The sequence below is a fragment of the Mesorhizobium sp. M1312 genome (assembly GCF_040318115.1).
GTDB lineage: Bacteria > Pseudomonadota > Alphaproteobacteria > Rhizobiales > Rhizobiaceae > Mesorhizobium.
The window spans coordinates 20,859-44,857 of record NZ_JAMYLQ010000007.1; the positions used below are offsets into that span (position 1 = coordinate 20,859).

Below are 23,999 nucleotides of genomic sequence, written 5' to 3' on the forward strand. Positions count from 1 at the left end.
GAGTAAAAAGATGCTTGACCAGTCCAACGAACTCGCCGCCTGGGACCGCGACCACTTCTTCCATCCTTCGACCCATATGGGCACGCATGCACGGGGTGAATCGCCGACCCGCATCATCGCCGGCGGCGAAGGCGTCACCATCTGGGACAATAACGGCCGCAAGAGCATCGATGCTTTCGCCGGGCTTTACTGCGTCAATGTCGGCTATGGCCGCCAGAAGATATCAGACGCCATCGCCGCGCAAGCCAAGAACCTCGCCTATTATCATGCCTATGTCGGCCACGGCACCGAGGCGTCGATCACGCTTTCCAAGATGATCATCGACCGGGCGCCGCAAGGCATGTCGAGGGTCTATTTCGGCCTCTCCGGCTCCGACGCCAACGAGACCAATATCAAGCTGATCTGGTACTACAACAACGTGCTCGGCCGGCCGGAGAAGAAGAAGATCATCTCGCGCTGGCGCGGTTATCACGGCTCCGGCGTCATGACCGGATCGCTGACCGGGCTCGACCTGTTCCACAACGCCTTCGACCTGCCGCGTGCGCCAATCCTGCACACTGAGGCGCCCTACTATTTCCGCCGCGCCGACCGCTCGATGAGCGAGGAGCAATTCTCGCAATACTGCGCCGACAAGCTCGAGGAGATGATCCTCGCCGAAGGGCCCGAAACAGTCGCTGCCTTCATCGGCGAGCCGATCCTCGGCACCGGCGGCATCGTGCCGCCGCCCGCTCTCTACTGGGAAAAGATCCAGGCGGTGCTGAGGAAGTACGACGTGCTGCTGGTCGCCGACGAAGTGGTCACCGGCTTCGGCCGGCTGGGCACCATGTTCGGCTCCGACCATTACGGCATCAGGCCTGACTTGATCACCATCGCCAAGGGCCTGACCTCGGCCTATGCGCCGCTGTCTGGCGTCATCGTCTCTGACAAGGTCTGGCAGGTACTGGTGCAGGGTTCCGACAAGCTCGGCTCGCTCGGCCATGGCTGGACCTATTCAGCGCATCCGATCTGCGTTGCCGCCGGTGTCGCCAACCTGGAACTGATCGACGAGATGGACCTGGTGACCAACGCCGGCGAAACCGGCGCCTATTTCCGCGCCGAACTGGCGAAAGCCGTCGGCGGCCACAAGAACGTCGGCGAGGTACGCGGCGACGGCATGTTGGCGGCAATCGAATTCGTCGCCGACCGGGACGATCGCGAGTTCTTCGACGCCTCGCAAAAGATCGGCCCGCAGGTCGCGACCGCCCTTGCCGAGCGCGGCGTCATCGGCCGCGCCATGCCGCAGGGCGACATCCTCGGCTTCGCGCCGCCGCTCTGCCTCACCCGCGAAGAGGCCGACATCGTCGTCTCCAAGACGGCCGATGCGGTGAAGAGCGTGTTTGCAAACATCTGAAAACTGACGTGAACGCCATGACCAAAACCCTCCCCGCCACCATGGCCGCCGTGCAGCTTATCGGCCACGGCGGACCGGAAAAGCTCGTCTACCGCACCGACGTGAAAATGCCCTCGCCCGCCCCGGGCGAGGTGCTGGTCAAGGTCACCGCTTGCGGCATGAACAACACCGATGTCTGGGTGCGCCAGGGCGCCTATGGCACGGAAGAAGATGCTGCCGCCGTCTCGACCTGGCGGCGTCAGGGCAATACGCTGACCTTCCCGCGCATCCAGGGCACCGACACCGTCGGCAACATCGTTGCCGTCGGCGATGGTGTCTCGCCGGCCCGCATCGGCGAGCGGGTGATGGTCGACTTCTCCATTTACAACCGCGACGACGATTCACTCGCCGACATCGACTATATGGGCCACGGCCGCGACGGCGGCTATGCCGAGTACCAGACCGTGCCGGCCGACAACGCCCATGTCGTCGACACCGATCTGACCGATGTCGAACTCGCCACCTTCTGCTGCGCCTATCTCACCGGCGAACAGATGCTGGAACGTGCTGGCCTGAAGGCCGGCGAGCGTGTGCTGGTCACCGGCGCGTCGGGCGGCGTCGGCTCCGGCATCGTCCAACTGGCGCGAGCGCGCGGGGCCATCCCCTATGCCGTCGTCGGCAAGGGCAAGGAACAGGCGGTGCTCGACATCGGCGCCGAGGCCGTGATCACCCGTGGCGTCGCCGACCTGCCCGCCGCCGTGAACGCGGCGACCAAGGGCCAGCCGATCGATGTCGTCGCCGACCTGGTCGGCGGCGCGATCTTCAATGACCTCTTGCGCATTCTTCGGCCCGAAGGCCGCTACACCACCGCCGGCGCGATTGCCGGTCCGGTCGTACAGCTTGACCTGCGCACCATGTATCTCAAGCAGTTGCAGCTGCACGGGTCGAGCCAGGGCACGCGACACGAATTCCGCCGTATCGTCCGCTACATCGAGGAGAAGAAGATCCAGCCGCTGGTCGGCGGTGTCTACAAGCTCTCCGATTTCCACCGCGCCCAGGCGGATTTCATTGCCAAGGACTTTGTCGGCAAGCTGGTGGTCGTTCCGGATGCCGTTTCGGATTTCGCTGTAACCCGCTGACAACAACACTAACAGGGGCTCGGGCTGTTCGCCGACACAGTGATGTCGAGCGCGACATGGCCTTGCGGCGCGCCGAAGCGAAGGAAGGCTTCCGACAGCGTCGCGAACACCGGTCCGGCATCGCCCCTCAGCTTGGTGCAGAAATTCTTCGACCTGTCGAAGACGCCCGAGGTCTTGAGAAAGTCGATGCAGCCGTAGATCTCGTCCATGTGATGGCCCTCGCCGAGCGGATAGAGCGAGAACTGCGCGGCGACCTCTTGGCCGAGCTTTTTCGCACTGTCGACATGCGCCCGCGCCGCGCCGATGCGCTCGGCCAGGGAGAGTTCGGGGCTGCTGCCGGAAATCGGTGTGCAGATTGGATCGTCGGGCTCGCCGGGGCAGCCGCGCGACACCGTCGCCGACAACACGCAATGCGCGCCACTTGCCGCCGCCGAGGTGAACAGATCGCGCATGGCCGGGAAAAGCTGTTCGGGCGGGCCGACGATCAGCGTCGAGATGTCGTCGATCTCGATGCGGAAATTCGGCCGATAGGAATCCATCGCCGAAATTGCTCTAAGGATGACGCCTACGAAATCGTCGCACATCGGATACAGGGAAATCTGTGCACCTGAAAACATAGTCGCCTCGCTCCGCTGGCATTACCCAGATCAGCTTGAGGGACCGAGGGCTTGCACCCACCATCTCAGCCCCGGCAATACGGAGCGCCCCTGTCGATTGGGTGGACGTAGCACCGGCCCGGTGGATGTTCAAGTACGATCCGGGGCAATCGCTTCAGACCAATTGCCGAGCGTGGCGCCGCCAGCGAAGCTGCCGATTTTCGCCAATCACCAACGCCCATTCAGCCTCTGCCTTCGGACGACCTGATCAGCTCTGTGATCCAACCTGCTTGGCGGCGGCTTCGAGCGATCTTTCGAACGCGTCGACCACCTGATCGACCTGGGGCTCGGTGATGATCAGCGGCGGGCAGAAGGCCAGCGCGTCGCCCATGTTGCGCGAGATGACGCCGTTCTGCTGCATGAAACCGTTGACGAGCCCGCCCAGCGCGCCGGCCGTCTCCCACGGCGTCTTGTTTGCCTTGTCGCCGACCAGTTCGACCGCAGCGATCAGGCCGACGCCGCGCACCTCGCCGACAAGCGGGTGCGAAGCGAGGTTGCGCAGCCGCTTCTGCATATGCGTGCCGACCGTGCGGGCATTGCCGACAAGGTCGCGCTCCTCGATCAGCTTCAGGTTCTCCAACGCGACCGCCGCCGCAACGGGGTGGTCGCCGCCGGTGTAGCCGTGACCGAAGGTGCCGATGCGATTGCTTTCGTCGGCAATCGGCTCGAACATTTTCTCGTTGATCAGCAGGGCCGAGATCGGCAGGTAGGAGGAAGAGATCTGCTTCGACAGCACCATGATGTCCGGCCTGATGCCGAAGGTCTGCGAGCCGAACATTTCACCGGTTCGGCCAAAACCGCAGATGACTTCGTCGGCGACGAGCAGGATGTCGTATTTCGACAGGACCGCCTGGATCTTCTCCCAATAGCCGGCCGGCGGAACGATGACGCCGCCGGCGCCCATGATCGGTTCGCCGAAGAAGGCGGCGATGGTTTCCGGGCCCTCGGCCAGGATCAGCTTTTCCAAATCGTCGGCAAGCCGGCTCGAAAACTGCTCTTCGCTCTCGCCTGGCAGCGCCTCGCGCCAGTGGTGCGGCGTCGAGGTGTGCAGCACATTGGCGATCGGCAGGTCGAAGGAAATGTGGTTGTTGGGCAGGCCGGTCAGGCTCGCCGAGGCAATGGTGACGCCGTGACAGCCGCGATTGCGGCTGATGATCTTCTTGCGCGCCGGCTGGCCGAGCGCGTTCGACCGGTACCAGATCATTTTCATGGCCGTGTCGTTGGCCTCGGAGCCGGAATTGGTGAAATACGCCTTGCTCATCGGCACCGGCGCCATCTGCACCAGCTTCTCGGCGAGATCGATCAGCGGCGAATGCGATTTGGAACCGAAGTTGTGATAGTAAGGCAGCTTGGACATCTGGCGCACCGCCACATCGATCAGCCGCTTCTCGGAGAAGCCGACCGCGACACTCCAAAGCCCGGCCATTGCCTCGATATAGCGGTTGCCGGCGAGATCCTCGACATAGATGCCGTCGCCTTTCTCGATGACGAGCGGTCCTGCTTCCTCATGCTTGCGGGCATTGGTGTAGCCGTGCATGTGGTAGCTGATGTCGCGAGCTTCGGGAGAATTCGGTCGAGCGTCCATGATGGTTCCTGTCCTGCGTGCCGGGACGTGCGTCCTTGCCGCCGTTCGGCGCGCATCGGCCTCTGGCATTGATGCTGTTTGGTGCATCTGTTTCTTGTAAGGGTGTCAAGCCCTTTCGGAAGGGCTGGCGGATGGACTGAGACATGCAGAATTTCAGCTTCGAGGCTGCAGAACGCGAGAACCTCCGCGAAGCCGGCTGTACGCGTCGCGAGGACTTGATTCCCGAACGGCTCACCAGCAGGCACAACAACAAGGCTGAGGTGGCCTGATCATGGACCATGTCGACTGCATCGTCGCCGGCGCCGGCGTCATTGGCCTCGCGATCGCGCGAGAGATGGCGCAGCGCGGGATGGATACCCTGATCCTCGAGGCTGCGAACGCGATCGGCACCGGAACGAGTTCGCGCAATTCCGAGGTCATTCATGCAGGCATCTACTATCCGGCCGGATCGCTGAAGGGCCGGCTCTGCGTGGCAGGCCGCGAAAAGCTCTACCGTTATTGCGAGGAGCGGGCGGTTCCGCATGCGCGCTGCGGCAAGCTGATCGTCGCGACAGATGCCGAACAGGAGCCGGCACTCGCTTCCATCCTAGCCAACGCCTCTGCTTGCGGCTCGGGCGACCTGACGCCCTTGACCGCCGCCGAGGCGCGCAGGCTGGAGCCCAAGCTGCGGTGCACGGCGGCCCTGCTGTCGCCCGCCACCGGCATCATCGATAGCCATGCCCTGATGCTTGCGCTACTGGGCGACGCCGAGGAGCACGGGGCGGCGCTCAGCATCAACACCCACATCGTCTCCGGCCGTATCGAGGGTAGGCGCATCGTGCTCGACACGGTCGACAGCAGCAGCGGCGAGCGCTTTGAAATCGTCACCGCACGCTTCATCAACGCCGCCGGGCTTGGCGCCACGGCGCTTGCCGGCTCGCTTGACGGGCTCGACCCGCAGTTCGTGCCAGAACTTCGCTATGCCAAGGGCAACTATTTTTCGGTCGCCGGCCCGGCGCCGTTCTCGCGGCTGGTCTATCCGATACCCGAACCCGGCGGGCTCGGTGTCCATCTGACGCTCGACCTCGACGGCGTCGCCCGCTTCGGGCCTGACGTCGAATGGACCGATCAACTCGACTATCGCGTCGATCCAGCGCGTGGCGAGCGCTTCTACGACGAGATCCGCAAATACTGGCCGGACCTCACCGATGGCTGCTTGCAGCCGGCCTATAGCGGCATCCGGGCAAAGCTCTCCGGTCCCGGCGAAGCCAATGCCGACTTCGTCATCCAGGATGCGGCGGTGCACGGCGTGGAAGGCCTGGTCAATTTGTTCGGCATCGAGAGCCCCGGCCTGACCTCAAGCCTGGCGATCGCCGAGCATGTCGCGCAGCGCCTCGCGCCGAAGGCCAGTTAGCCGAGGCGACATCGAGCGAGCGCGCCCGCTGCCAAAGCATAAATCCAAGACGCCCGTAAGCCATTCGTAAGCCGGGGTCGCGGAACCTGGGTCCGTCGATCACCGGGACCATCGATATGAAGAACCGTTTCGAAGCCATACCGAACCCAAGCTGCCGGTTCGAGATCTGGGACAATGAGACCGGCGAGCTCGTGGTCCATCACGATCGGCTGCTCACCTTCGCCTCGGCGAAATCGGCGGCAAGGGTCGCCGACTTTCTCAACGACAGCCGCAGCCGTCGGCGCCGCGCCGGCGCCGTCGAATGGCGCGTTGCGGACCGCGATGTCGGCTGGGGAGGATGATCGCCAGGCTGCTCTACCTGGCGATCGGCATGGCGGAGCTTCGACGACTCGTTTTCCGACGAAATTTGACGCAGGGTCGAACGCTTTGGTACCGAACATCGGAGGAGTCTCGCCATGACCGATGAACCAAGCCGTGAACCGGCGCGTGATCCCCAGGATTTAGAGCGCCTGCTGATCTCCCGGCAGTGGGTGGGAGACATCGACGGCATGGCCGCGCTTTTTGAACCCAACGCCGTCGTTGACAGCGGTGAGGGGCGACTGACGCTTGGCCGCGAAGCGATCCGGGCACTCTTCGCGGACATCACCGCAACGGGCCGAAAATTTGCTGCCGGAAATCAGGCACCGGCGGTTATCAGCGGAGACTTGGCACTCACGTCAACCCGTCTTCCCGATGGCACCGTAACCACCGAGGTCGCCCGGCGCCAAGGCGACGGGACATGGCTATGGGTCATCGATCGATTCTCCGTTGCCTAGAGCATTTTGCAACCAAGTGAAATCACTTGGCGTCGCAGAAATGCGGCTAAAACAAATAAATAGAGCGGGATGCTCAGTTCAATTTGAACGTATCCCCCTCTAGCGCCGTCCCGACGCATGACCCCGGAAAATCGGCATCGAGGTCATGCGCGAAACCAAGTGCTGCAGCGTCCAAACGAGCGCACGGCGCTGCGGCGCAAAGGACTGGACCCGGTTTTGGATCCGAACTTCCCGAACGCCGATCCTGTCGAGCAGGAACTTCAAATTTGGTTATGATGCATCAGTGCGCCGTCTGCGAATGGTCGCCGCCCGGCTGCGAAATGCCGCCCAGCGCTTCGCCGGCCCAGGCTGGCTCGCCAGTCGTGGCGAGATCGCCGAGCGAGACAATGCCAACCAACCGCCGGTCGCGGCTGATCACCGGCATTCGCCGCAGTTTGAGATCGCGCATATTCTGAAGAACATCGCTGACTTCCTGGTCGTCAAAGCAGCATTGTACCTCCGCGCTCATCACATCCCTGATCTTGGCGTCGGGACCTCTTTCCTCCGCGATCCCACGGACGGCAATGTCGCGATCAGTGATCATGCCGACCAGCCGGTCATTCTCACCGACGGGCAGAACACCGGCGTCAAGATCGGCCATGGCTCGTGCGGCATCCCGCAGGGACTGGTTCGGACTGGCGACCTGAACATTCTGTGTCATGCACTCGCTGATTCTCATCGAGGTGCCGCGCCCCGCCGATCCTGTGTTCAAGGTGTGATCAGGGGAGAATGAACGCCTATCGGAATCGTTCCACCTTTCGACCACGCGCGACGGGATTGGCTCGACCGTGGCCATATCCGTGACGGACGGGGAACCATAATCCGGCACGATGGTTGTGTGGTCACCAAGTGATCCTCCTCGAAAAACGGAAAACGGAAGGAACGATCATGCGCATGTTGACGACAATTGCCGCCCTTTCGGGATTGGCGCTGGCCCAGCCGATCCACGCGCAATCCACCGACCCGCAGCTTCCCCAAATCGCACCCCCGGCCCCGGAAGCCCTGCCCGATCCAACCCTGCACGACCAAACGCCGCCTGACCAAGCCCTGCCGGATCAAGCGCTACCGGATCAGGGTTTCACCGACCAGAACTTTACTGGCATTGCGATCGTCGCCCTCGAGGATTTGCCTCCGGAGCTCAAAACACAAGCCGAGGCCGTGATAACCCAGACCAGCGTTGAAGATCTGCTTACCCTGCAGAGCTCGATCGATGCGTCGCCGCAGGCAGCAACGGCGCTGGCGGCAATCGGGCTGGATTCCTCGCAGGTTGTCGCCGCCAACATCGATGGCAATGGCACGCTGACGCTGATCATCCAGACAACCACGTGATCGGCGGTCCGGGGGTGGCTGACCGGAGCACTCGGCTTCGGCCGTAAGAACCCAGCACAACGGGAACACCGTCATGGTCGAAGCCGCAGTTCGCAACTTCACCCTCAACTTCGGGCCGCAGCATCCCTCTGCTCATGGCGTCCTGCGGCTGGTGCTGGAATTGGACGGCGAGATCGTCGAGCGCGCCGATCCCCATATCGGCCTGCTCCACCGCGGCACGGAAAAACTCATCGAGTACAAGAACTATTTGCAGGCCCTGCCCTATTTCGACCGGCTCGACTACGTCGCGCCGATGAACCAGGAGCATGCGTTCTGCCTCGCCGCCGAGAAGCTGCTCGAAATATCGGTCCCGAAGCGCGGACAGCTCATCCGTGTTCTCTTTTGCGAAATCGGCCGGCTCTTGTCGCATCTCCTCAACGTCACGACACAGGCCATGGATATCGGCGCGCTGACCCCACCGCTCTGGGGTTTCGCCGAGCGCGAGAAGCTGATGGTCTTCTACGAGCGCGCCTCCGGCGCCCGCATGCACGCGAATTATTTCAGGGTCGGCGGCGTGCACCAGGACCTGCCTCCGAAGCTCCTGGACGACATCTGGAATTTCTGCGATCCGTTCCTCAAGGTCTGCGGCAACCTCGACGAGTTGCTCACCGAAAACCGCATCTTCAAACAGCGCAATGTCGATGTCGGCGCGATCGGCCTCGACGACGCCTGGGCCTGGGGCTTCTCCGGCCCCATGGTGCGCGGGTCGGGCGCATCATGGGATTTGCGTAAGGCACAGCCATACGAATGCTACCCCGAGATGGATTTCGACATTCCCATCGGCAAGAACGGCGACTGCTATGACCGCTATCTCGTCCGCATGGAGGAAATGCGCCAGTCGGTGCGGATCATGAAGCAATGCCTGGAGAAATTGCGATCGCCGGAAGGCCAAGGGCCGGTGGCGATTCCGAACCAAAAGATCACGCCGCCGCCGCGGGCAACGATGAAAAGCTCGATGGAAGCGACAATCCACCATTTCAAACTCTATACGGAGGGCGTTCGCGTGCCCGCCGGAGAGGTCTATGCCGCGGTGGAGGCGCCGAAGGGCGAGTTCGGCGTCTATCTGGTTTCGAATGGCAGCAATACTCCGTATCGATGCAAGATCCGGGCGCCGTCCTTTGCCCATCTGCAAGCAATGGATTTTCTGTCGCGGGGACACATGATCGCCGATGTCGCTGCGATCATCGGGTCGCTCGATATCGTGTTCGGCGAGATCGACCGCTGACCACCCACAGGGTGCTTCAGATTTCGAGCAAGGCGTAGGGACGGCCGGTTGGCTTCGCCACGTGCATGGCGACGTTATATACCGGGGCACCGCCGGGCGTGCGACCTTCATAGACGCCGCGATGCGCGTGGCCATGCACCACGGCGCTGACCTTGAACCGATCAATCGTCTCCGCCAAGCGCGACGAGCCCAGGAACGGAAAAATCTCCAATGGCTCGCCAGCGACTGTCTCGACCACCGGAGCGTAGTGCAGGACGACGAGCGTACGGTTGGTGCGAACCTGCCGCATTGCGTTTTCGAGCCGCATCGACTCGCTGACGCTTTCGGCGACCATCGCCTTGATCGCGGGCTCGCCGAAGGAACCGAGCATGCGCGATCCAAAACCGCCAATGAAACCCTTCACGCCGACAAAGCCGACCTCCTTGATTTCCGTCGTCTGGCCGTCGAGAAGATGGACGCCTGCCTGCCGAAGGATGTGGGCGACGTCCTCGACCGCACCGGATTCATAGTCATGGTTGCCGAGCACGGCGACGACCGGGATTGCGCAGGCGCGCAAATCCTCCGCAAGGATTTCGGCCTCTCGGGGCTTGCCGAGATTGGTGAGGTCGCCAGTGAGGACGAGAACGTCCGCTTCGCGCGAGACCTCGCCGAAGAGATCACGACAAGAGGTCTCGGCGTCTTCCTTCACATGCAGGTCGCCGACAGCCGCAATCCTCACGGTGTCGCCGTTCCCAACCCTTGCCTTGGCGGTTGTGCCCTTCTCAGCCATCACGAAATTCTCCTGTTCCACCGACGCCGGCAAAGCCCCATTCCTTGACGTCGATCTCGTAGTCGGTCGGCGAAAGCAGGCGTCCGCGGCAGATTTTCATTCGGGGAGTAGGCAGCTCCCTCTGCTTGGCGAGACGGTCAAGCAATTCGTCGAGCAGCCAGGCCGGTACATAATCGCGCTCGCTCGGATAGATCCATCGGAAATTCAGAAGCTGCATCAACAGCACCTCCCAATGAACCTCCAGATAGGAAAGCAGCCGGTGCCAATCGACCTGATCCTGCGCCTTGAGGATTGTATGAGCGACGTCGGCGCCGTCATGGCGGCCTCTGTCCTGGATGAAGCACTTGGACCAGATAAGCTCGGTCGGACCGACGATCCGCACCCGACTACCCAGCAAGTCGATTTGCCTTGCGTGCTCCAGCCACTGGTCGCTGACAGGCATAGTTCCGTTCGCCGAGGCGAATATGACGTCAAAAAAATGCGTGCCCTTGAAGACCTTGCCGAGCCACCGGTCATCCAATATCTCGACCGCATAGCCGGCCTGCTTGAAATGGGCGAGGATGCGGGCGTAGTCGCCGGCCTTGCAGAAAATGTCGAGGTCTTTCGTCTGGCGCGTGACGCCCGTATAGGCGCTCACCGCGTAGGTGCCGGCGACAAGAAAGGGGATGTCCGTCGCGGCGAGTTCGCGGATCGCCTCTGTGTAGAAGACCTCGGCCTCGGCGTGCTGAAGCGTCGGCGCCGCTTTTGCATCGATCGTCGGAACGGATGCCGGGATGGTGCCTCCCGTTGGAGGTTCGTTGGTCATGAAATCGTGGCTCCGAAGCCCAGCAACCTGCAGCTGTCCGTTCTTAACAAAGCCGCCGCCGCATGGTTCCGTCGCCAACATCATGCGGACCGACGTCCCCATCGGACCGCCGGGCAGCCGACGCAGTAGGAAATACGAAGGCGGAGCCTTTTCCGCCGCCGGGGAGTTGAAGATATGAGAAAACCGCTGGCACCGGAGGTGATCATGATGGAGGACGGGCGCAAAGCGCTACGCGTCAGGCTCAGTGGAAGGGTGCAAGGCGTCTCGTTTCGCGTGTGGACACGCACCGAGGCCGAGAGGCTCGGTCTGTCCGGATGGGTTCGCAACGAGGATGACGGATCCGTAACGGCACTGATCGTCGGAGCCGAGGGCGCGGTTTCGACGATGATGAACCGGTTCTGGAAAGGGCCGACCGGGGCGTCGGTCTCCAGCGTGACATCGCAAGACGTCGATCCCGGCCGGGAGCCGAACGGATTCAGGATTGTCGGCTAGCAAGCGGGTACCGGGTTGGGAAAACCGATGCTTAAGCAAGAGCCAGGCCTCAGCAACTCTTGCCTTCTGCCGCCGGGAACAATCGGCAGCCAGCGCCGTTTGAACCGATCAGCCAAGACAAAGTCACCGGAGCAGATGGCTTTCCGCTCAGTTCGGCGAGAAAGCTTCTCGGGTCAGCTTCGGACTACCGACGGACAGTTCGATGTATGCTCTTGCACTAGCCACTGACTATGACGGCACACTCGCGGAAAACGGGATCGTTTCCGATGCGACCCGTGCCGCGCTCGGGCGGCTGAAGGAAACCGGCCGCAAGTTGATAATGGTCACCGGTCGCGAACTTGCCGACCTCGAAAGCGTTTTCCCGGAGCTTGGCATTTTCGACAAAGTCGTCGCCGAAAATGGCGCGCTCGTCTACACGCCGGCTTCGAAGGAGGAGCGCATCCTGGCGCCTGCGCCTCCGGCGGAATTCGTCGACAGGCTGATGATGCGCAAGATCGCGCCCCTGTCGATGGGACGTTCCGTCGTCGCCACCAGGGAGCCTAACGAGACCATTGTGCTGGAAGTGATCAAGGACCTTGGCCTGGAGCTGGAGATCATCTTCAACAAGGGTGCCGTCATGGTGCTGCCGAGCGGGGTCAACAAGGCGACCGGTCTTGCGGCTGCCCTCGAGGATCTGGGATTGTCCGCCCACAATGTCGTCGGCATCGGCGATGCGGAGAACGACCATGCCTTTCTGCGCGCCGTCGGCTTCGGAGTTGCAGTCGCCAATGCACTGCCGAAGGTAAGGGAGACGGCGGGCCACGTGACGAATGGTGCCCGCGGCGCGGGCGTGAGGGAGTTGATCGAGGGCCTCATCTCGCATGACGCCGCCTTGCTGGACACAGCGCGGCAACGCATCGAGATTGGCGCGGACGACGGATCGGGGACGGTGATGCACCTTTCACCGCGCGGCGGCGGCGTGCTGCTGGCCGGCACGTCGGGGATCGGGAAATCCACCCTCGCCACCGCCCTGACCGAACGCTTCGTCGAGCAAGGCTTCCAGTTTTGCGTCCTCGACCCGGAGGGCGACTACGAGGAACTGGAGGACGTGCTGGTGGTTGGCGACGCCAAAAGCCCGCCGAGCTCGCGCGAAATCTTCGACCTCTTGTCCAAGCCGTCCAACAATGTTGCCGTCAACATGCTCGGGATCAAGACCGCGGAGCGGCCAAACGCCTTCGCCAAGCTGCTGCCGGAGCTTGCCGCGCTTCGCGCCCGCACCGGACGCCCGCACTGGCTGATCATCGACGAGGCACACCACCTGCTGCCGCAGGCGCGCGATGGCACATCCTTTGCGCTTCCAAAAAGCCTTTCGGCGACCATTCTGATCACAGTTCATCCCGATCTGGTTTCGCGGGACGTGCTGGCAGGTGTCGACACGGTGCTGGCTCTTGGCCCGGAAGCCGACAAGGTCGTCGAAAGCTTCTGTGCCGCAATTGGCGAGGGCGTACCGCCGGGCGTCGTGCCGCCACCGGAAAACAAGGTCTTGTATTGGAACCGGTCGACAGGCGATCCTGCAAGACCGATCTCGATCGAGCGTCCCCGTCAGGAACGCAAGCGCCATATTCGGAAGTATGCCGAGGGCGACCTTGGCGATAACAGTTTTTATTTCCGCGGCGCGGACGGCAAGCTCAACCTGAAAGCGCAAAATCTCATGATGTTCCTCCATATCGCCGAGGGAATCGACGACCGCACCTGGGAGCATCACTTGCGCGCGGGCGACTATTCGGCCTGGTTCCGCGACCAGGTCAAAGACCAGGGACTTGCGGAGGAAGCGGCCGTCATCGAGGATGACGATAGTCTCGATCCGCACAGAAGCCGCGCCGCCATCGCGGAAGCGGTCCACCGCCGCTACACGGCGCCCGCCAACTGAAAGTAGTCCATGCCTGTGATCGAGGCCCCTTCGCCGATGGCGGATCGCCGCCGAACGGCATATCCGCACATCAACGATCGCTGATGCGAGGCGTGGCAAATCGCTTCGCCGCCTCCATCACCCGAACAAGCCGGCCCCTAGCGTAATGCCGGCAGCGTGAATGCCCGTAGGGTCAATGCATGAATGTTCCTCGCAGCCAGGCGAAGAAGCCGAACCTCTCGGACATTGCCGCACGGACGCGAGAGGCAGCCCATCGCGCTCGTATCGTGGCGCCGACATGGCAATGGCAGACGATTTCGTGCAGCTGCCAATCGGTCAGTTCGAAGAAGCGCCTGGCTTCGCCGTAGGTGTCGTCTCTCAAGCCTTGCGCACGAAAGATCGGATCCTCGAAGGCAACCGTGAGAGGCGAGTCGTTGTAACGCATTTTTTCGCGTATCTCAGGGGATTTGTATTCGGTGCCCGTCAGCGCTTCGAGACGCCGATCGGGATTTTTCTCCAGCAGTTTCGCCCAACGTTCGAGACGCTGGCTTCGGGTCGCTACGAGGTCTGTTGCTTCAGCGTGAACGTCGGCAACGGTATGCAGTTGGTCAAGTGTTTGGTGCTTCACGGCCGCCTCCTATTCAGCAGGTGAGTTCGTCCCACCCTGAAATGGAAATTATGGCGCTCCACGACGCCGACAAGGCCCTGATGCACGGACCATTCGATCACTTTTCTGACGGCGGCGTCCTGCCACGAACGCCTGATGCCTGGGGATCATCGGAGGTTCCCATCGGAACTATAGGCACGCGTGGTCGTTCTGCGTGCATCGGCCCGTAGAGCGAAACCGGTCGAAACGGGTGGCGTCAAAATCCCGGCCGACGTTGGCGACCCGCCAAGGCAGAGTGCAGCGAGCGGAAGGAAATCACACCATGGCCATTCTTCCCACTCCCGAACCAACGCCCACTCCGGCGCCCACGCCACCGCCGTTTCCTGAACCGAAGCCGGTGCGTGAGCCGGATCCGGATAGACTTCCCGACGAAGCTCCCGTCCCCAATCCGGATGAAAATGATGCGCCGCTGAAAATCGGGCCTAAAGCATCCAATCCCGACATTTGACGGAGCGGATTGGCCTGAAGCGATCGGGGAGATGCTCGTTCCAGATCGCTCAATTCCTCATGGATGCCGGAGGGTGTCGGGGTATTGGGCGGCCGAGTGGCCAGCATGCGCGGTGCCGCCGCCGGCAGGCATCAGATCGAGCGCTGCGGCGAAGCGAACTCCGAGGGCTGCCGTAGATGCTGGCGCACCAGCGCCTCGGCCCATTCGATCTCGCCCGCTTCGACGGCATCGAGGATGGCCAGATGTTCCCGGCAGGACTGCTCGATGCGTTCCGCCGGCAGTTCCTCGAAACCTGCCGATTCCTGCAACCGGCGCAGATTGTTCTGCTGGCGCACCGCATCGGCCAGGAACCGGTTGCCGGAGCAGGCCGCGAGCCCTTCGTGAAAGGATGCATTGATCCGGAACCATTCGTCGCCGCCGATCAGCGTCTTGCCCGTCGACACGATCGCCAGGATGCGCTCGTGAGCACGCCGGACCGGCGCCAGCTGCTGAGGATCCGCATTGAACATGGGCGACCGCAGCGCCGCGCATTCGACGGCCATCCGGAATTCATAGCTTTCCCGGTAGGCGTCCTCGCCGACAAGTGTGTCGGCGAAACGCCAGCCATGCCCCGGCAGGCGCTGCACCAGCCCTTCGGCGGCAAAGCGGAGCAAAAGCTTGCGCACGACGCCGCGCGACACCTGATAGCGCGGCATCAGTTCCGCCTCGGACACCTCCTGGGGCAGTTGGCCGAGCGCGCGCTCCCGCATCATCCTGCGGTACAGGTCCTCGAGCGGAGAACTGGGCAGAATATCCTGCGGGTCGAGGTCGGCGACATCGCGCGCCAATTGCAGCCCCCTCGTCTCGAAAGGACTGAGAATGCCCTGGGCGACCAGCAGTTCCAGCGCCGCGCTGACGGGGGAACGCGAAACGCCGAACGTGCGGGCAAGGTCCGGCACCGAGACGCGGGTTCCGACCGTCCAGCCCGAATCCCTCATCCGCTCCAGGATCCGCCGCGCCAGATCTATCTGCAGCGGACTGGCCGCCTCGCTGCGTGCCGGCCGGTCGATCATCGTTTTCTTCATATGCACTTCCTAAGCCGTTCGCATTATAGATATGCGCCACGCAGTTCGAACTGGCAATCTATCGAATTTTCCTGCTTTTCATTCAATCAAAATGCATTAGTATCCAAGTTCACACCAGCTTGAGGCTTCCGTTTGATGACAACAGTCGCACCATTTCCGCTTGTCGAGATCGATGGGGCGCCGAGAGAGCGTGGCATAGCTTATGGCGAACAGGCGCGCGGGCGTATCGGCGCTTCGGTAGCGCTCTATGCGGGCCAGCTCGACCGTTTCGGCTTCAGGCGGGACGATGTCGTGCGGTTCTCCGGCATCTTCCTGCCTCGCTTGCGGCAATGGGCGCCCGATCTCGTCGAGGAAATGGAAGGGATTGCGTCAGGCGCCAACCTCCACCTGTCCTCGATCGTCCTGGTCAATGCGCGTACCGAAATCCTGCAGCTTGCCCGGCGCGAGAAAGGCATTTCCGACGACGAGCCCGACGGATGCACGGGCGCGGCGATCCTGCCGGAGGCAACCCGGCACGGCAGGCTCATCCACGGCCAGAATTGGGATTGGAAGGCTGAGTGCGCCGAGACCTCGGTGGTGCTGCGCATCCGGCGAACGGACGGGCCGGACCTCCTCACCTTCACCGAAGCCGGCGGACTGGCGCGCAGCGGCTTCAACGCGGCCGGCATCGGCATCACCGCGAACTATCTCGAATCGGACCGCGACTATCGCGGGATCGGAATTCCGCTTCCCTTCGTCCGGCGCCGGGCTCTTGAGGCGCAGCATTTCGCCCATGCCATCAAGGTGGTGGCGACGACGCCGAAATCCGGCTCCAACAACATGATCCTGAGCACCGCCGAGGGGTTCACGGTCGATTTCGAATGCGCGCCGGACGAGGCCTTCGCCATCTATCCGGACAACGACATGATCGTCCACGCCAATCACTGGCAGAGCCCGGTGGCATTGTCGAAGCTGCGCGAAACCGGACTTCACGACGTGCCGGACAGCCTCTATCGCGACCACCGCGTGCGCCGTCACCTGTCGGCGCGGCATGGCGACATCACCATCGACGACCTGAAGGAAGCCCTATTCGACGAATTCGCTTCGCCGTTCAGCGTGTGCCGTCCGCAGATCAGGAAGGAAGGCGGCAATCTCTCGGCGACGGTGGCGATGATCGTCTTCGAACCCGCCGCCGGCGTCATGGAGATCGCGCCGTTGCCGGCCAAGAACCGCGAATTCACCCGCTACGAACTCACCATCGAAGACGAGATCCTCGAGCGCGCGGAGAAGGCAGTGCCGGCGCGGGAGAGACCTTCAATATCAGCACAGGAGAAACGATGGTCCGCTTTGTCCTGACCCGCCTCGCCAGCGCCATACCGACCCTTATCCTGGTCTCGGTTGCGGTGTTCGTGATGATGCGCTTCGTCCCCGGCGATCCTGCGACCCTGATGCTGGGAGACCTCGCGCAGCCCGGACAGGTCGATGCGATGCGGCATCAGATGGGGCTCGATCAGCCCGTGGTGGTGCAATATCTGATCTGGGCCGGCAACGTCCTTTCAGGCGATTTCGGACGCTCGATCGGCAGCGGGCAAGAGGTGCTGCCGCTTATCCTCGACCGTTTCGCCGTCTCCTCGACCATCGTCTTTCTCGCCGTGCTTGTCGCCTCGGCGATCGCCGTGCCTGCGGGCATGCTGGCCGCTTGGAAGCAGGACAGTCTCCGCGACGTCACCGTCGTCGCCACCTCGACCATCCTGCTCTCGATCCCCAGTTTCTGGCTGGGGCTGATGCTGATGCTGATCTTCGGCCTCTATCTCGGCTGGCTGCCGGTCGTCGGCTACGTGCCCTTCAGCCGCGACTTCGCCCAAGCCAGTCTCTATGTGATCCTTCCCGTGGTTACCCTGGTGCTCGTCGAATCCGGCCCGATTGCACGCATGGCCAGGGCCAGCACGATCGAGGTGGCGCGCCTGGAATACATCACCCATGCGCGCGCGAAGGGGCTTTCGAAAAGCGCGGTGATGTGGCGCCACGCTTTCAAGAATGCCTTCGCGCCCACCTTGACCCTGATCGGCTTGGTGCTCGGCAGCCTGCTTTCCAGCATCGTCGTCATCGAGACCGTCTTCACCATTCCCGGCCTCGGCCGGCTGCTGGTCGACGCGATCTATGCCCGCGACTATCCCGTGATTCAGGGATCGATGCTGTTCGTCGCCTTCATCTATGTTGTGGTCAACCTTCTCGTCGACCTGGTCTACCCACTGCTCGATCCGAGGGTCGCCGCATGATCGGCCGTGCACTCGGCCGGCCCGGTCTGAAATTCAACGCAATCTTCGGGATCGCCGTCACCGGAGCATTGATCCTTCTGGCTGTGTTCGGCCCGTGGATCGCGCCCTACGATCCGCTCAAGCTCGATCTGCCGTCGCGCCTCAGCGGACCCTCGCCTCTGCACCTGCTTGGCGCCGACGAGTTCGGCCGCGACGTGCTCAGCCGCCTCGCCAGCGGCGCGCGGACCAGCGCCTGGATCGCCTTTGCGACGGTTATCTTCGCATTGATCACCGGCACCGTGTTCGGCGTTCTGGCAGGTTTCCTGCGGGGCTGGGTCGATCGCGCCATCATGATGGTCAACGATGCATTCCTGGCCTTCCCTGGCTTGCTCCTGGCGCTCGGCCTGATGGCGGTGATCGGCGCCAGCCGCGAGGGCATCATCGTTGCGCTCGGCCTTGCCTATATGCCGATCGTGGTGCGCGTGGTGCGGGCGTCCGTGATGTCCATTCGCGAGCGGGAATATGTCGAGGCCTCGCGGGTGATGGGCAACAGCGAGATCATCATCATGGCGCGGCATGTGCTGCCCAACTGCGTTGCTCCGATCATCGTGCTCGCCACCACGATGTTCGGCTGGATCATCCTGTCGGAAAGCGCACTGAGCTTTCTGGGACTGGGCGTCCCGCCTCCGGCGCCGAGCTGGGGCAACATGCTGTCGACCGCACGGCCCTATATCGGCCAGGCGCCGCATCTGATCATCCTGCCGGGTCTCTGCATCTCGATCACGCTTCTCGGCATCAACATGCTGGGCGACGCGGTGCGCGACTGGCTCGACCCGAAAATGTAGGTGCTGGAAACATGCTCGTGCCGGCTGGGGACAACAACACGATGCTTTCAGTGCGCAACCTGTCGATCTCGGTCGGACCATCGGGAAAGCGGATCGTCGACGAGCTGAATTTCGATCTCGCCTCTGGCGACATGCTGGCGCTGGTCGGCGAATCCGGTTCGGGCAAGACGATGGCGGCCCGCTCGATCCTGAGCTTGCTCCCTGCCCCGCTGGTCACGACCCCGGACAGCTGCATCCGCTTCGAAGGACGGGAGCTCACCGGTCTAGCCGCAAAGGCGCTGCGCCAGATACGCGGTGCACAGATCGGCATGGTTTTCCAGGAGCCGATGGTCTCGCTCAACCCCGCCGTTACGATCGGCGAGCAGATGGCCGAAGGGCTTCGCCTGCATCGCGCCATGTCGCGCGCCGAGATAAAGGATCGCTCGCTGGCGATGCTGGACAGGATCAAGATCAAGGATCCCGGCAAATGCCTTGCGGCCTATCCGCACGAATTCTCGGGCGGCATGAGGCAACGCATCATGCTCGCATCGGTCATGCTCCTCAAACCGCGCCTGCTGATCGCCGACGAGCCGACCACGGCGCTCGACACGCTGGTGCAGCGCGACGTGCTCGATCTGATGGTCGAGCTGACGCGGGAGAATGGAACCGCCGTCCTGCTGATCAGTCACGACCTCGGCATGGTGTCGCAGTATGTGAACAACGTGACGGTGATGTGCGAAGGCAAGGCGGTCGAATAGGGAAGCAGCACCCAGGTCCTTCACGCACCGCAGCACGATTACACGAGGCGGTTGGTGGATGCGCTTCCCAAGCGCAGCGCCGGCGGATCGAGAAGAGCCGTCAACGGCCCCGCTCTGGTCGAGATCAGCAATGTCGTCATCGACTATCCGGGCCGTCCCAGGCTGTTTGCGCGCGCGCAACCGAAGCGCGCCGTCGACGGCGTCGACCTGACCATCCGGCGCGGCGAGACCCTGGCGCTGGTCGGCGCGTCGGGCTCCGGCAAGACGACGCTCGGGCGCGCCATTGTCGGCCTCGTCAGGCCGTTCAGCGGAACGATCTCGTTTCTTGGCAAGGCGATTGCGAATGGACGATCGGCTGACGCGCGTGCGCAGCGTCGCGACATGCAGATCGTCTTCCAGGACCCCTATTCGTCGCTCGACCCTCGCCAGTCCATTGCCGAGATCGTCACCGAGCCGTTGAAGCTCGACACCGAATTGGATCGCAAGCGACGGACCGCGCGCATGGATGAGGTCATCGAGGAAGTGGGGCTGACGCGCGACCTTCTCGAGCGCTTCCCGCAACAGCTGTCGGGCGGCCAACGCCAGCGCGTCGCCATCGCCTGGGCGATCGTCAGGCGACCGGTCTTTGTCGTCGCCGACGAGCCGGTTTCGGCGCTGGACATGACGGTGCAGAAACAGATCCTGCTTCTGATCCGGTCGTTGCAGGAACGCTACGGTTTCGCCTGCCTGTTCGTCTCGCATGATCTGGGTGCGGTGGAGCAGGTTGCCGACCGGGTCGCCGTCATGCAGGACGGAAGGATCGTCGAGATCGGCGACCGCGACAACGTCTTCGACCGGCCGCGCCACGCCTATACACGCGCCCTTCTCGATGCGGCGATGCTGATCGACCGGAATTTCACCGACGGCGCGGGCGCACGCAAGGCAGTGGCGCAATGACGGCGACATGGCTCGTCTCCGCATTATGACACCGTTCGGCCATATCAAGGAAATCTGGCGATATCCCGTCAGTTCGATGGGCGGCGAACGGCTGGACGGGACGGAGCTTGCGGAAGGCGGGATTCCCGGCGATCGCATCTGGGGCGTCGTCGACCGGCGCGACGGAATTGTTGCCGCGCCGGAGAAGCGAAAACATTGGCGGCCGCTGCCTAACCTTCTTGCAAGGCTGAAGAGCGACCGGCCGGAAATCGGATTGGACGATGGCACCTGGATCCATGCCGGCTCCAGCCTCGCAGGCGAACTGGTTTCGGCCTTCCTCGGTTTCCCGGCTGCGCTGCACCCGCACGTCCCCTTCGGCTCGGAAGCCCAGGCCGATATCGCGCCGCGCCTATCAGCGCGCCGACATCCACATCGTCACGTCAGCCTCGATGAACAGGCTTGCCGGCCTGCTTCTGGATGCCTCGCAAGTGAATTCCAGGCGGTTCCGGCCCAACATCGTGATCGAAACCGACGCTTCGCGGGATGGTTTCGTCGAGCAGCAGATCATCGGCAAAGTGCTTTCGATCGGCGAGGCGCGGATCATGATTTCAGAACCGTGCGCGCGCTGCACCTTCACGGCGCTGGCGCAAGGCCGTCTCGCCTTCGAACCGGCAGTGCTGCAAACCATAGCGCGCCATGGCGAAGGCGGCTTCGGCGCGCTCTGCCAGGTCATGCAGCCGGGCAAGATCAGGCTGGGCGACCAGGTCACCTTGAACGAAGCCTGACCTTCTTCCAGGTTTCGATGCCGGACGGCGGCACGTTGCGGCGGCTGATGGGTAAGATGGGCAGTAAGTTCGATGGCGGCTATGCGGAGTATGCGTTGTTTGCCGAACTCGCTGCTGATGCCGGCCACTACGCACCGCGTCCTTGATCCACCGGATTCATCCCCTAGTTACTTCCGTGGCGAGTTTGCCTGGGGGTGGCGGCGGTCGCGCCGTCCTGACTGCATGCCGCGGAAAGACGGTTCGACCGACGCTTTTGTGGAGGTGGTCGTGCGTCAATCCCCTGAATCCAGCTGGGCATATTTCGCATTCGTTTGCTCGATCGCGGTAGCTTGCGCAGGAGCTGCTGCCGGCGGCGAGCGCGGCGGAGGCAATAGCGGTGGCAATCATGGTGGCGGAGGCAATAGCGCTGGCAGCCACGGTGGCGGAGGCAATAGCGCTGGTAGCAATCACGGTGAAGGCCGCAAAGGCGGCGCGCACAAAGGACCTGGCGGCGTTCCCAGCGGCTCCAGCAGTAGTTCACCGGTGGACGACGATGGGACCAGCACCACTGCAACGGCGGCAATGACGGCAACTGCCGTCAGTGTCGCCCGGTCCGCAGGGGCCGGACGGTCGCTCGACCTCCCGGCCAACCTCCAGCCTCCCAGCGCCAGCACCAGTCCATCGACGGTCAGTCCAATCAAGGCGCTGCCGGGCGTCCCGGATGAAGTCGTTCGCGCCTGCCATGATGCAATCGAGTCGGCCGCCGCCCCGTTTGGCGCGACCAGTGTGCGCGTCAGCAGCGCAGGTTCCATACGTCGGTTGAGCCCGGATACGATCTCGGCTCCCGTTGAGGTCAGCATCGACTATGTCCGGCAAGGCAAAGTGGAGACGCGGCAGGCGCCTATCAAATGCGAATTGAACGCGACTGGCGGCGTGATCGGGCTGACATAGCGTATTGCGCAGAACTCCTCGCCGACGAGAGCAGGATGAATTCGAATGGGGTGATTCATCCGCGGCGTCGTGAGAGGGTGCGAGGCAATGCCTCCCAAAGTCCCTGGGCCTTCGATAGGAGGACCGCACAGTCGTTTTGGAAATCATTCCAATGTCGCGTGTCTTGGCCTGAGGGGATAGGGAAGTGTGAGAGAACGCACCCGGGCAATCCGCGACGGGTTGCGAACCTTGCTGCGTGCAGTCTTCTGGCTGACAGCCTTCACCCCGCCGGCAGCGGCTGCTGCGCGGCCAGAGCGCGGCTTCAGCGGCCGCTCAATTTGCGCGCTGCGACGCTCAGCCCTGAGCCTGTCATTGTCCGCGCGCGCCGCGGCCAGGTCGCGGGCAAGAGAAACAGTGACTTCACGTTGCTTGTCCAGAGCCTCCTTCAGCCTGGCGACCTGTATCAAAAGTGCTCGGGCGGCGTCGCGTTCGAGGCGAGCTTTATCGAGGTCCTCATGGGTAGAGACTGCCGCAGCGCGTTCTCGCGCCAGAGCCTGCGCCGTCTCGGTTGCAGTCTGCTCGGCACGTTCTCTCGCTGAGACTGCTCTGGCTCGTTCCTGCTCCGTCGCGACGCCCTCGAGGCGAGCTTTTTCCAGCTCGTCACGCGTCGACGCTGCTGCAGCACGTTCTCGTGCCAGAGCCTGTGCCGTCTCGGTTGCAGTCTGCTCGGCACGCGCTCTCGCTGACACTGCTCTGGCTCGTTCCTGTTCAGCCGCGTCGCGCTCGAGGCGAGCTTTTTTTAGCTCCTCACGAATCGGCGCTGCTGCAGCGCGTTCTCGAGCCAGCGCGCGCTCCGTCTCGGCTGCGGTTTGCTCCACTCGTTCTCTCGCTGTGACTGCACCGGCCCGTTCCTGCTCAGCCGCGTCCGCGCGCTCCATGAGCGCGGCATTGGACAATTTCACTTCGGCGAGGTCGCCACGAAGGTTCTCTGACTTCCGGCGCTCGTCGTCGAGCATTCCGCTTGCTTGCGCCAGCGAAGCCTTGGCCTTGGCGCGATCCTCGGCGGCCTCGGCCTCGAGCTGTTCAATTTGCGCCCGCGCCCGCGATAGATCGCGCGTCAGCGATCCGGCTCGCTGACGCTCCAGATGAGCAGCGGGCATCTCTGTAAAGACATAGTTGGTGGCCTCGCGCAGCATCGTGCGGGCATCTCCAGCAATGCGCCGCAATGCGTCAACTGTGCGGGCTGCCGCGAGCTCGTTGCGCAATTGCTCCCGGCGTACGTTGTCGGCGGCTGCCATGCTTGTCCTCAGCGCGTCGATCTCCTTGCGCGACTTGAGCAGCGCTCGCTGCAGAGCGGCGCTCCTGGCGCGCTCGCCTTCCGCCGCCCGGTGCTCCTGGCCGGCCAATTCCCCTGCAGCGGCTGCCTGACCACCGACTTGCGCCCGGGCAGCCGTGAAATCCGGGCTGAGCAGTTCGACACTCGTGCCTTGGGCCCGCGAAATGACGGGGACGCTTTCGACCCAGTTTTGTCTCGTCATCGCATAGCTAAGCGGCACGGCCAGACAGATTGCGGCGACGCCAAAGCGGGGCACAAGACCGATCGGCCTGCGAACGCGAGGGGGTGAGGCCGTCGCTGTGGGGTCGGGATCCTCCGCGAGGGCGAGTTGCGTCGGCATACGGCTCAGAGCGCTCAATACTGGACTAGTTAGGGCGGCAAGATTAGCCGCCACCTGCCTATGAACATAGCCAGCGATTTCTCTGATCGATGTCGCAAGCCGGCCAGATTGCGGTATGTCCGTCGCGGAAGCGAAAGCGTTGGTCTGGGCCACAGACGAGCTCTGGCAAGCTT

Annotated in this window: 25 protein-coding genes, 2 pseudogenes and 1 riboswitch; of the genes and pseudogenes, 18 read left to right on the forward strand and 9 right to left on the reverse strand. The window is 63.1% G+C overall.

Features of this window, described 5'->3' with window-relative positions; genetic code table 11:
• The first annotated feature begins 10 nt into the window (after positions 1-10).
• Both NKH36_RS10805 and NKH36_RS10810 read left to right on the forward strand, forming a co-directional pair.
• Complete coding sequence (locus NKH36_RS10805; protein WP_352959026.1) at positions 11-1,390, forward strand: aspartate aminotransferase family protein; 1,380 nt, start codon at positions 11-13, stop codon at positions 1,388-1,390.
• 8 nt (positions 1,391-1,398) lie between these two features.
• Entirely contained in the window at positions 1,399-2,508 is a 1,110-nt protein-coding gene (locus NKH36_RS10810) for an alcohol dehydrogenase family protein (RefSeq protein ID WP_352959024.1), read from the forward strand.
• A gap of 8 nt (positions 2,509-2,516) precedes the next feature.
• On the opposite strand, the gene NKH36_RS10815 is transcribed toward NKH36_RS10810, so the two are convergent.
• Together NKH36_RS10815 and NKH36_RS10820 are read right to left on the reverse strand one after the other, a co-directional pair.
• The gene (locus NKH36_RS10815; RefSeq protein ID WP_352959022.1) at positions 2,517-3,125 is read right to left on the reverse strand and encodes a YkoF family thiamine/hydroxymethylpyrimidine-binding protein; all 609 of its coding nucleotides are present in this window, start codon (positions 3,123-3,125) and stop codon (positions 2,517-2,519) included.
• Positions 3,116-3,227: riboswitch (TPP riboswitch) on the reverse strand. It overlaps the preceding gene by 10 nt.
• A 145-nt stretch (positions 3,228-3,372) precedes the next feature.
• The gene (locus tag NKH36_RS10820) at positions 3,373-4,749 is read right to left on the reverse strand and encodes an aspartate aminotransferase family protein (RefSeq protein WP_352959020.1); all 1,377 of its coding nucleotides are present in this window, start codon (positions 4,747-4,749) and stop codon (positions 3,373-3,375) included.
• 143 nt (positions 4,750-4,892) lie between these two features.
• Between NKH36_RS10820 and NKH36_RS10825 the strand changes: the two genes are divergently transcribed.
• From NKH36_RS10825 to NKH36_RS10840, 4 genes are all read left to right on the forward strand, one after another.
• Complete coding sequence (locus NKH36_RS10825) at positions 4,893-5,018, forward strand: hypothetical protein (RefSeq protein WP_352959018.1); 126 nt, start codon at positions 4,893-4,895, stop codon at positions 5,016-5,018.
• Positions 5,019-5,020: 2 nt separating this feature from the next.
• Entirely contained in the window at positions 5,021-6,142 is a 1,122-nt protein-coding gene (locus NKH36_RS10830) for an NAD(P)/FAD-dependent oxidoreductase (protein ID WP_352959016.1), read from the forward strand.
• A 116-nt stretch (positions 6,143-6,258) separates the two neighbouring features.
• Positions 6,259-6,483, forward strand: a complete 225-nt coding sequence (locus tag NKH36_RS10835) for a hypothetical protein (protein WP_352959014.1) — start codon at positions 6,259-6,261, stop codon at positions 6,481-6,483.
• Between the two features lie 114 nt (positions 6,484-6,597).
• A complete protein-coding gene (locus NKH36_RS10840; RefSeq protein WP_352959012.1) occupies positions 6,598-6,957 on the forward strand; it encodes a YybH family protein in 360 nt (119 codons plus the stop codon).
• Between the two features lie 280 nt (positions 6,958-7,237).
• Here NKH36_RS10840 and NKH36_RS10845 read toward each other — a convergent pair whose 3' ends face one another.
• Complete coding sequence (locus tag NKH36_RS10845; RefSeq protein ID WP_352959010.1) at positions 7,238-7,675, reverse strand: CBS domain-containing protein; 438 nt, start codon at positions 7,673-7,675, stop codon at positions 7,238-7,240.
• A gap of 170 nt (positions 7,676-7,845) precedes the next feature.
• Between NKH36_RS10845 and NKH36_RS10850 the strand changes: the two genes are divergently transcribed.
• Complete coding sequence (locus NKH36_RS10850; protein WP_352959008.1) at positions 7,846-8,325, forward strand: hypothetical protein; 480 nt, start codon at positions 7,846-7,848, stop codon at positions 8,323-8,325.
• A 73-nt stretch (positions 8,326-8,398) separates the two neighbouring features.
• Positions 8,399-9,589, forward strand: a complete 1,191-nt coding sequence (locus tag NKH36_RS10855; protein ID WP_352959006.1) for an NADH-quinone oxidoreductase subunit D — start codon at positions 8,399-8,401, stop codon at positions 9,587-9,589.
• A gap of 16 nt (positions 9,590-9,605) precedes the next feature.
• On the opposite strand, the gene NKH36_RS10860 is transcribed toward NKH36_RS10855, so the two are convergent.
• Both NKH36_RS10860 and NKH36_RS10865 read right to left on the reverse strand, forming a co-directional pair.
• A complete protein-coding gene (locus NKH36_RS10860; protein ID WP_352959004.1) occupies positions 9,606-10,358 on the reverse strand; it encodes a metallophosphoesterase family protein in 753 nt (250 codons plus the stop codon).
• Complete coding sequence (locus NKH36_RS10865; protein ID WP_352959003.1) at positions 10,351-11,163, reverse strand: nucleotidyltransferase family protein; 813 nt, start codon at positions 11,161-11,163, stop codon at positions 10,351-10,353. The genes NKH36_RS10860 and NKH36_RS10865 overlap by 8 nt, the downstream gene beginning before the upstream one ends.
• A 207-nt stretch (positions 11,164-11,370) precedes the next feature.
• Here NKH36_RS10865 and NKH36_RS10870 point away from each other — a divergent pair, with 207 nt between their 5' ends.
• Both NKH36_RS10870 and NKH36_RS10875 read left to right on the forward strand, forming a co-directional pair.
• A complete protein-coding gene (locus NKH36_RS10870; RefSeq protein ID WP_352959066.1) occupies positions 11,371-11,655 on the forward strand; it encodes an acylphosphatase in 285 nt (94 codons plus the stop codon).
• A 202-nt stretch (positions 11,656-11,857) separates the two neighbouring features.
• A complete protein-coding gene (locus NKH36_RS10875) occupies positions 11,858-13,564 on the forward strand; it encodes an HAD family hydrolase (protein WP_352959001.1) in 1,707 nt (568 codons plus the stop codon).
• A gap of 172 nt (positions 13,565-13,736) precedes the next feature.
• Here NKH36_RS10875 and NKH36_RS10880 read toward each other — a convergent pair whose 3' ends face one another.
• Positions 13,737-14,171, reverse strand: coding sequence for a hypothetical protein (locus NKH36_RS10880; protein WP_082982175.1), 435 nt, complete (start codon positions 14,169-14,171; stop codon positions 13,737-13,739).
• Between the two features lie 301 nt (positions 14,172-14,472).
• Here NKH36_RS10880 and NKH36_RS10885 point away from each other — a divergent pair, with 301 nt between their 5' ends.
• A complete protein-coding gene (locus NKH36_RS10885; RefSeq protein WP_036267210.1) occupies positions 14,473-14,658 on the forward strand; it encodes a hypothetical protein in 186 nt (61 codons plus the stop codon).
• A 131-nt stretch (positions 14,659-14,789) separates the two neighbouring features.
• On the opposite strand, the gene NKH36_RS10890 is transcribed toward NKH36_RS10885, so the two are convergent.
• Positions 14,790-15,722, reverse strand: a complete 933-nt coding sequence (locus NKH36_RS10890; RefSeq protein ID WP_352958999.1) for a GntR family transcriptional regulator — start codon at positions 15,720-15,722, stop codon at positions 14,790-14,792.
• 135 nt (positions 15,723-15,857) lie between these two features.
• Between NKH36_RS10890 and NKH36_RS10895 the strand changes: the two genes are divergently transcribed.
• The 7 genes and pseudogenes from NKH36_RS10895 to NKH36_RS10925 all read left to right on the forward strand — a co-directional run bounded on the left by NKH36_RS10895 (position 15,858) and on the right by NKH36_RS10925 (position 21,387).
• Positions 15,858-17,057, forward strand: coding sequence for a C45 family autoproteolytic acyltransferase/hydrolase (locus tag NKH36_RS10895; RefSeq protein WP_352958997.1), 1,200 nt, complete (start codon positions 15,858-15,860; stop codon positions 17,055-17,057).
• Positions 17,039-17,980, forward strand: coding sequence for an ABC transporter permease (locus NKH36_RS10900; protein ID WP_352958995.1), 942 nt, complete (start codon positions 17,039-17,041; stop codon positions 17,978-17,980). The genes NKH36_RS10895 and NKH36_RS10900 overlap by 19 nt, the downstream gene beginning before the upstream one ends.
• Positions 17,977-18,804 (forward strand): ABC transporter permease, encoded by an 828-nt coding sequence (locus NKH36_RS10905; protein ID WP_352958993.1) that lies wholly within the window; start codon positions 17,977-17,979, stop codon positions 18,802-18,804. The genes NKH36_RS10900 and NKH36_RS10905 overlap by 4 nt, the downstream gene beginning before the upstream one ends.
• An 11-nt stretch (positions 18,805-18,815) precedes the next feature.
• A pseudogene (locus NKH36_RS10910) lies at positions 18,816-20,477 on the forward strand (ABC transporter ATP-binding protein).
• Positions 20,478-20,502: 25 nt separating this feature from the next.
• A pseudogene (locus tag NKH36_RS10915) lies at positions 20,503-20,640 on the forward strand (MOSC N-terminal beta barrel domain-containing protein); the annotation flags it as partial.
• A 97-nt stretch (positions 20,641-20,737) separates the two neighbouring features.
• Positions 20,738-21,241: an MOSC domain-containing protein gene (locus NKH36_RS10920; protein WP_352958991.1), complete on the forward strand. Its 504-nt coding sequence runs from the start codon at positions 20,738-20,740 to the stop codon at positions 21,239-21,241.
• Positions 21,242-21,258: 17 nt separating this feature from the next.
• Positions 21,259-21,387 (forward strand): hypothetical protein, encoded by a 129-nt coding sequence (locus NKH36_RS10925; RefSeq protein ID WP_352959068.1) that lies wholly within the window; start codon positions 21,259-21,261, stop codon positions 21,385-21,387.
• A 300-nt stretch (positions 21,388-21,687) separates the two neighbouring features.
• Here the strand turns inward: NKH36_RS10925 and NKH36_RS10930 are convergent, their stop codons facing one another.
• Entirely contained in the window at positions 21,688-22,080 is a 393-nt protein-coding gene (locus NKH36_RS10930) for a hypothetical protein (RefSeq protein WP_352958990.1), read from the reverse strand.
• 234 nt (positions 22,081-22,314) lie between these two features.
• Complete coding sequence (locus NKH36_RS10935) at positions 22,315-23,688, reverse strand: coiled-coil domain-containing protein (RefSeq protein ID WP_352958989.1); 1,374 nt, start codon at positions 23,686-23,688, stop codon at positions 22,315-22,317.
• Positions 23,689-23,999 lie beyond the last annotated feature (311 nt).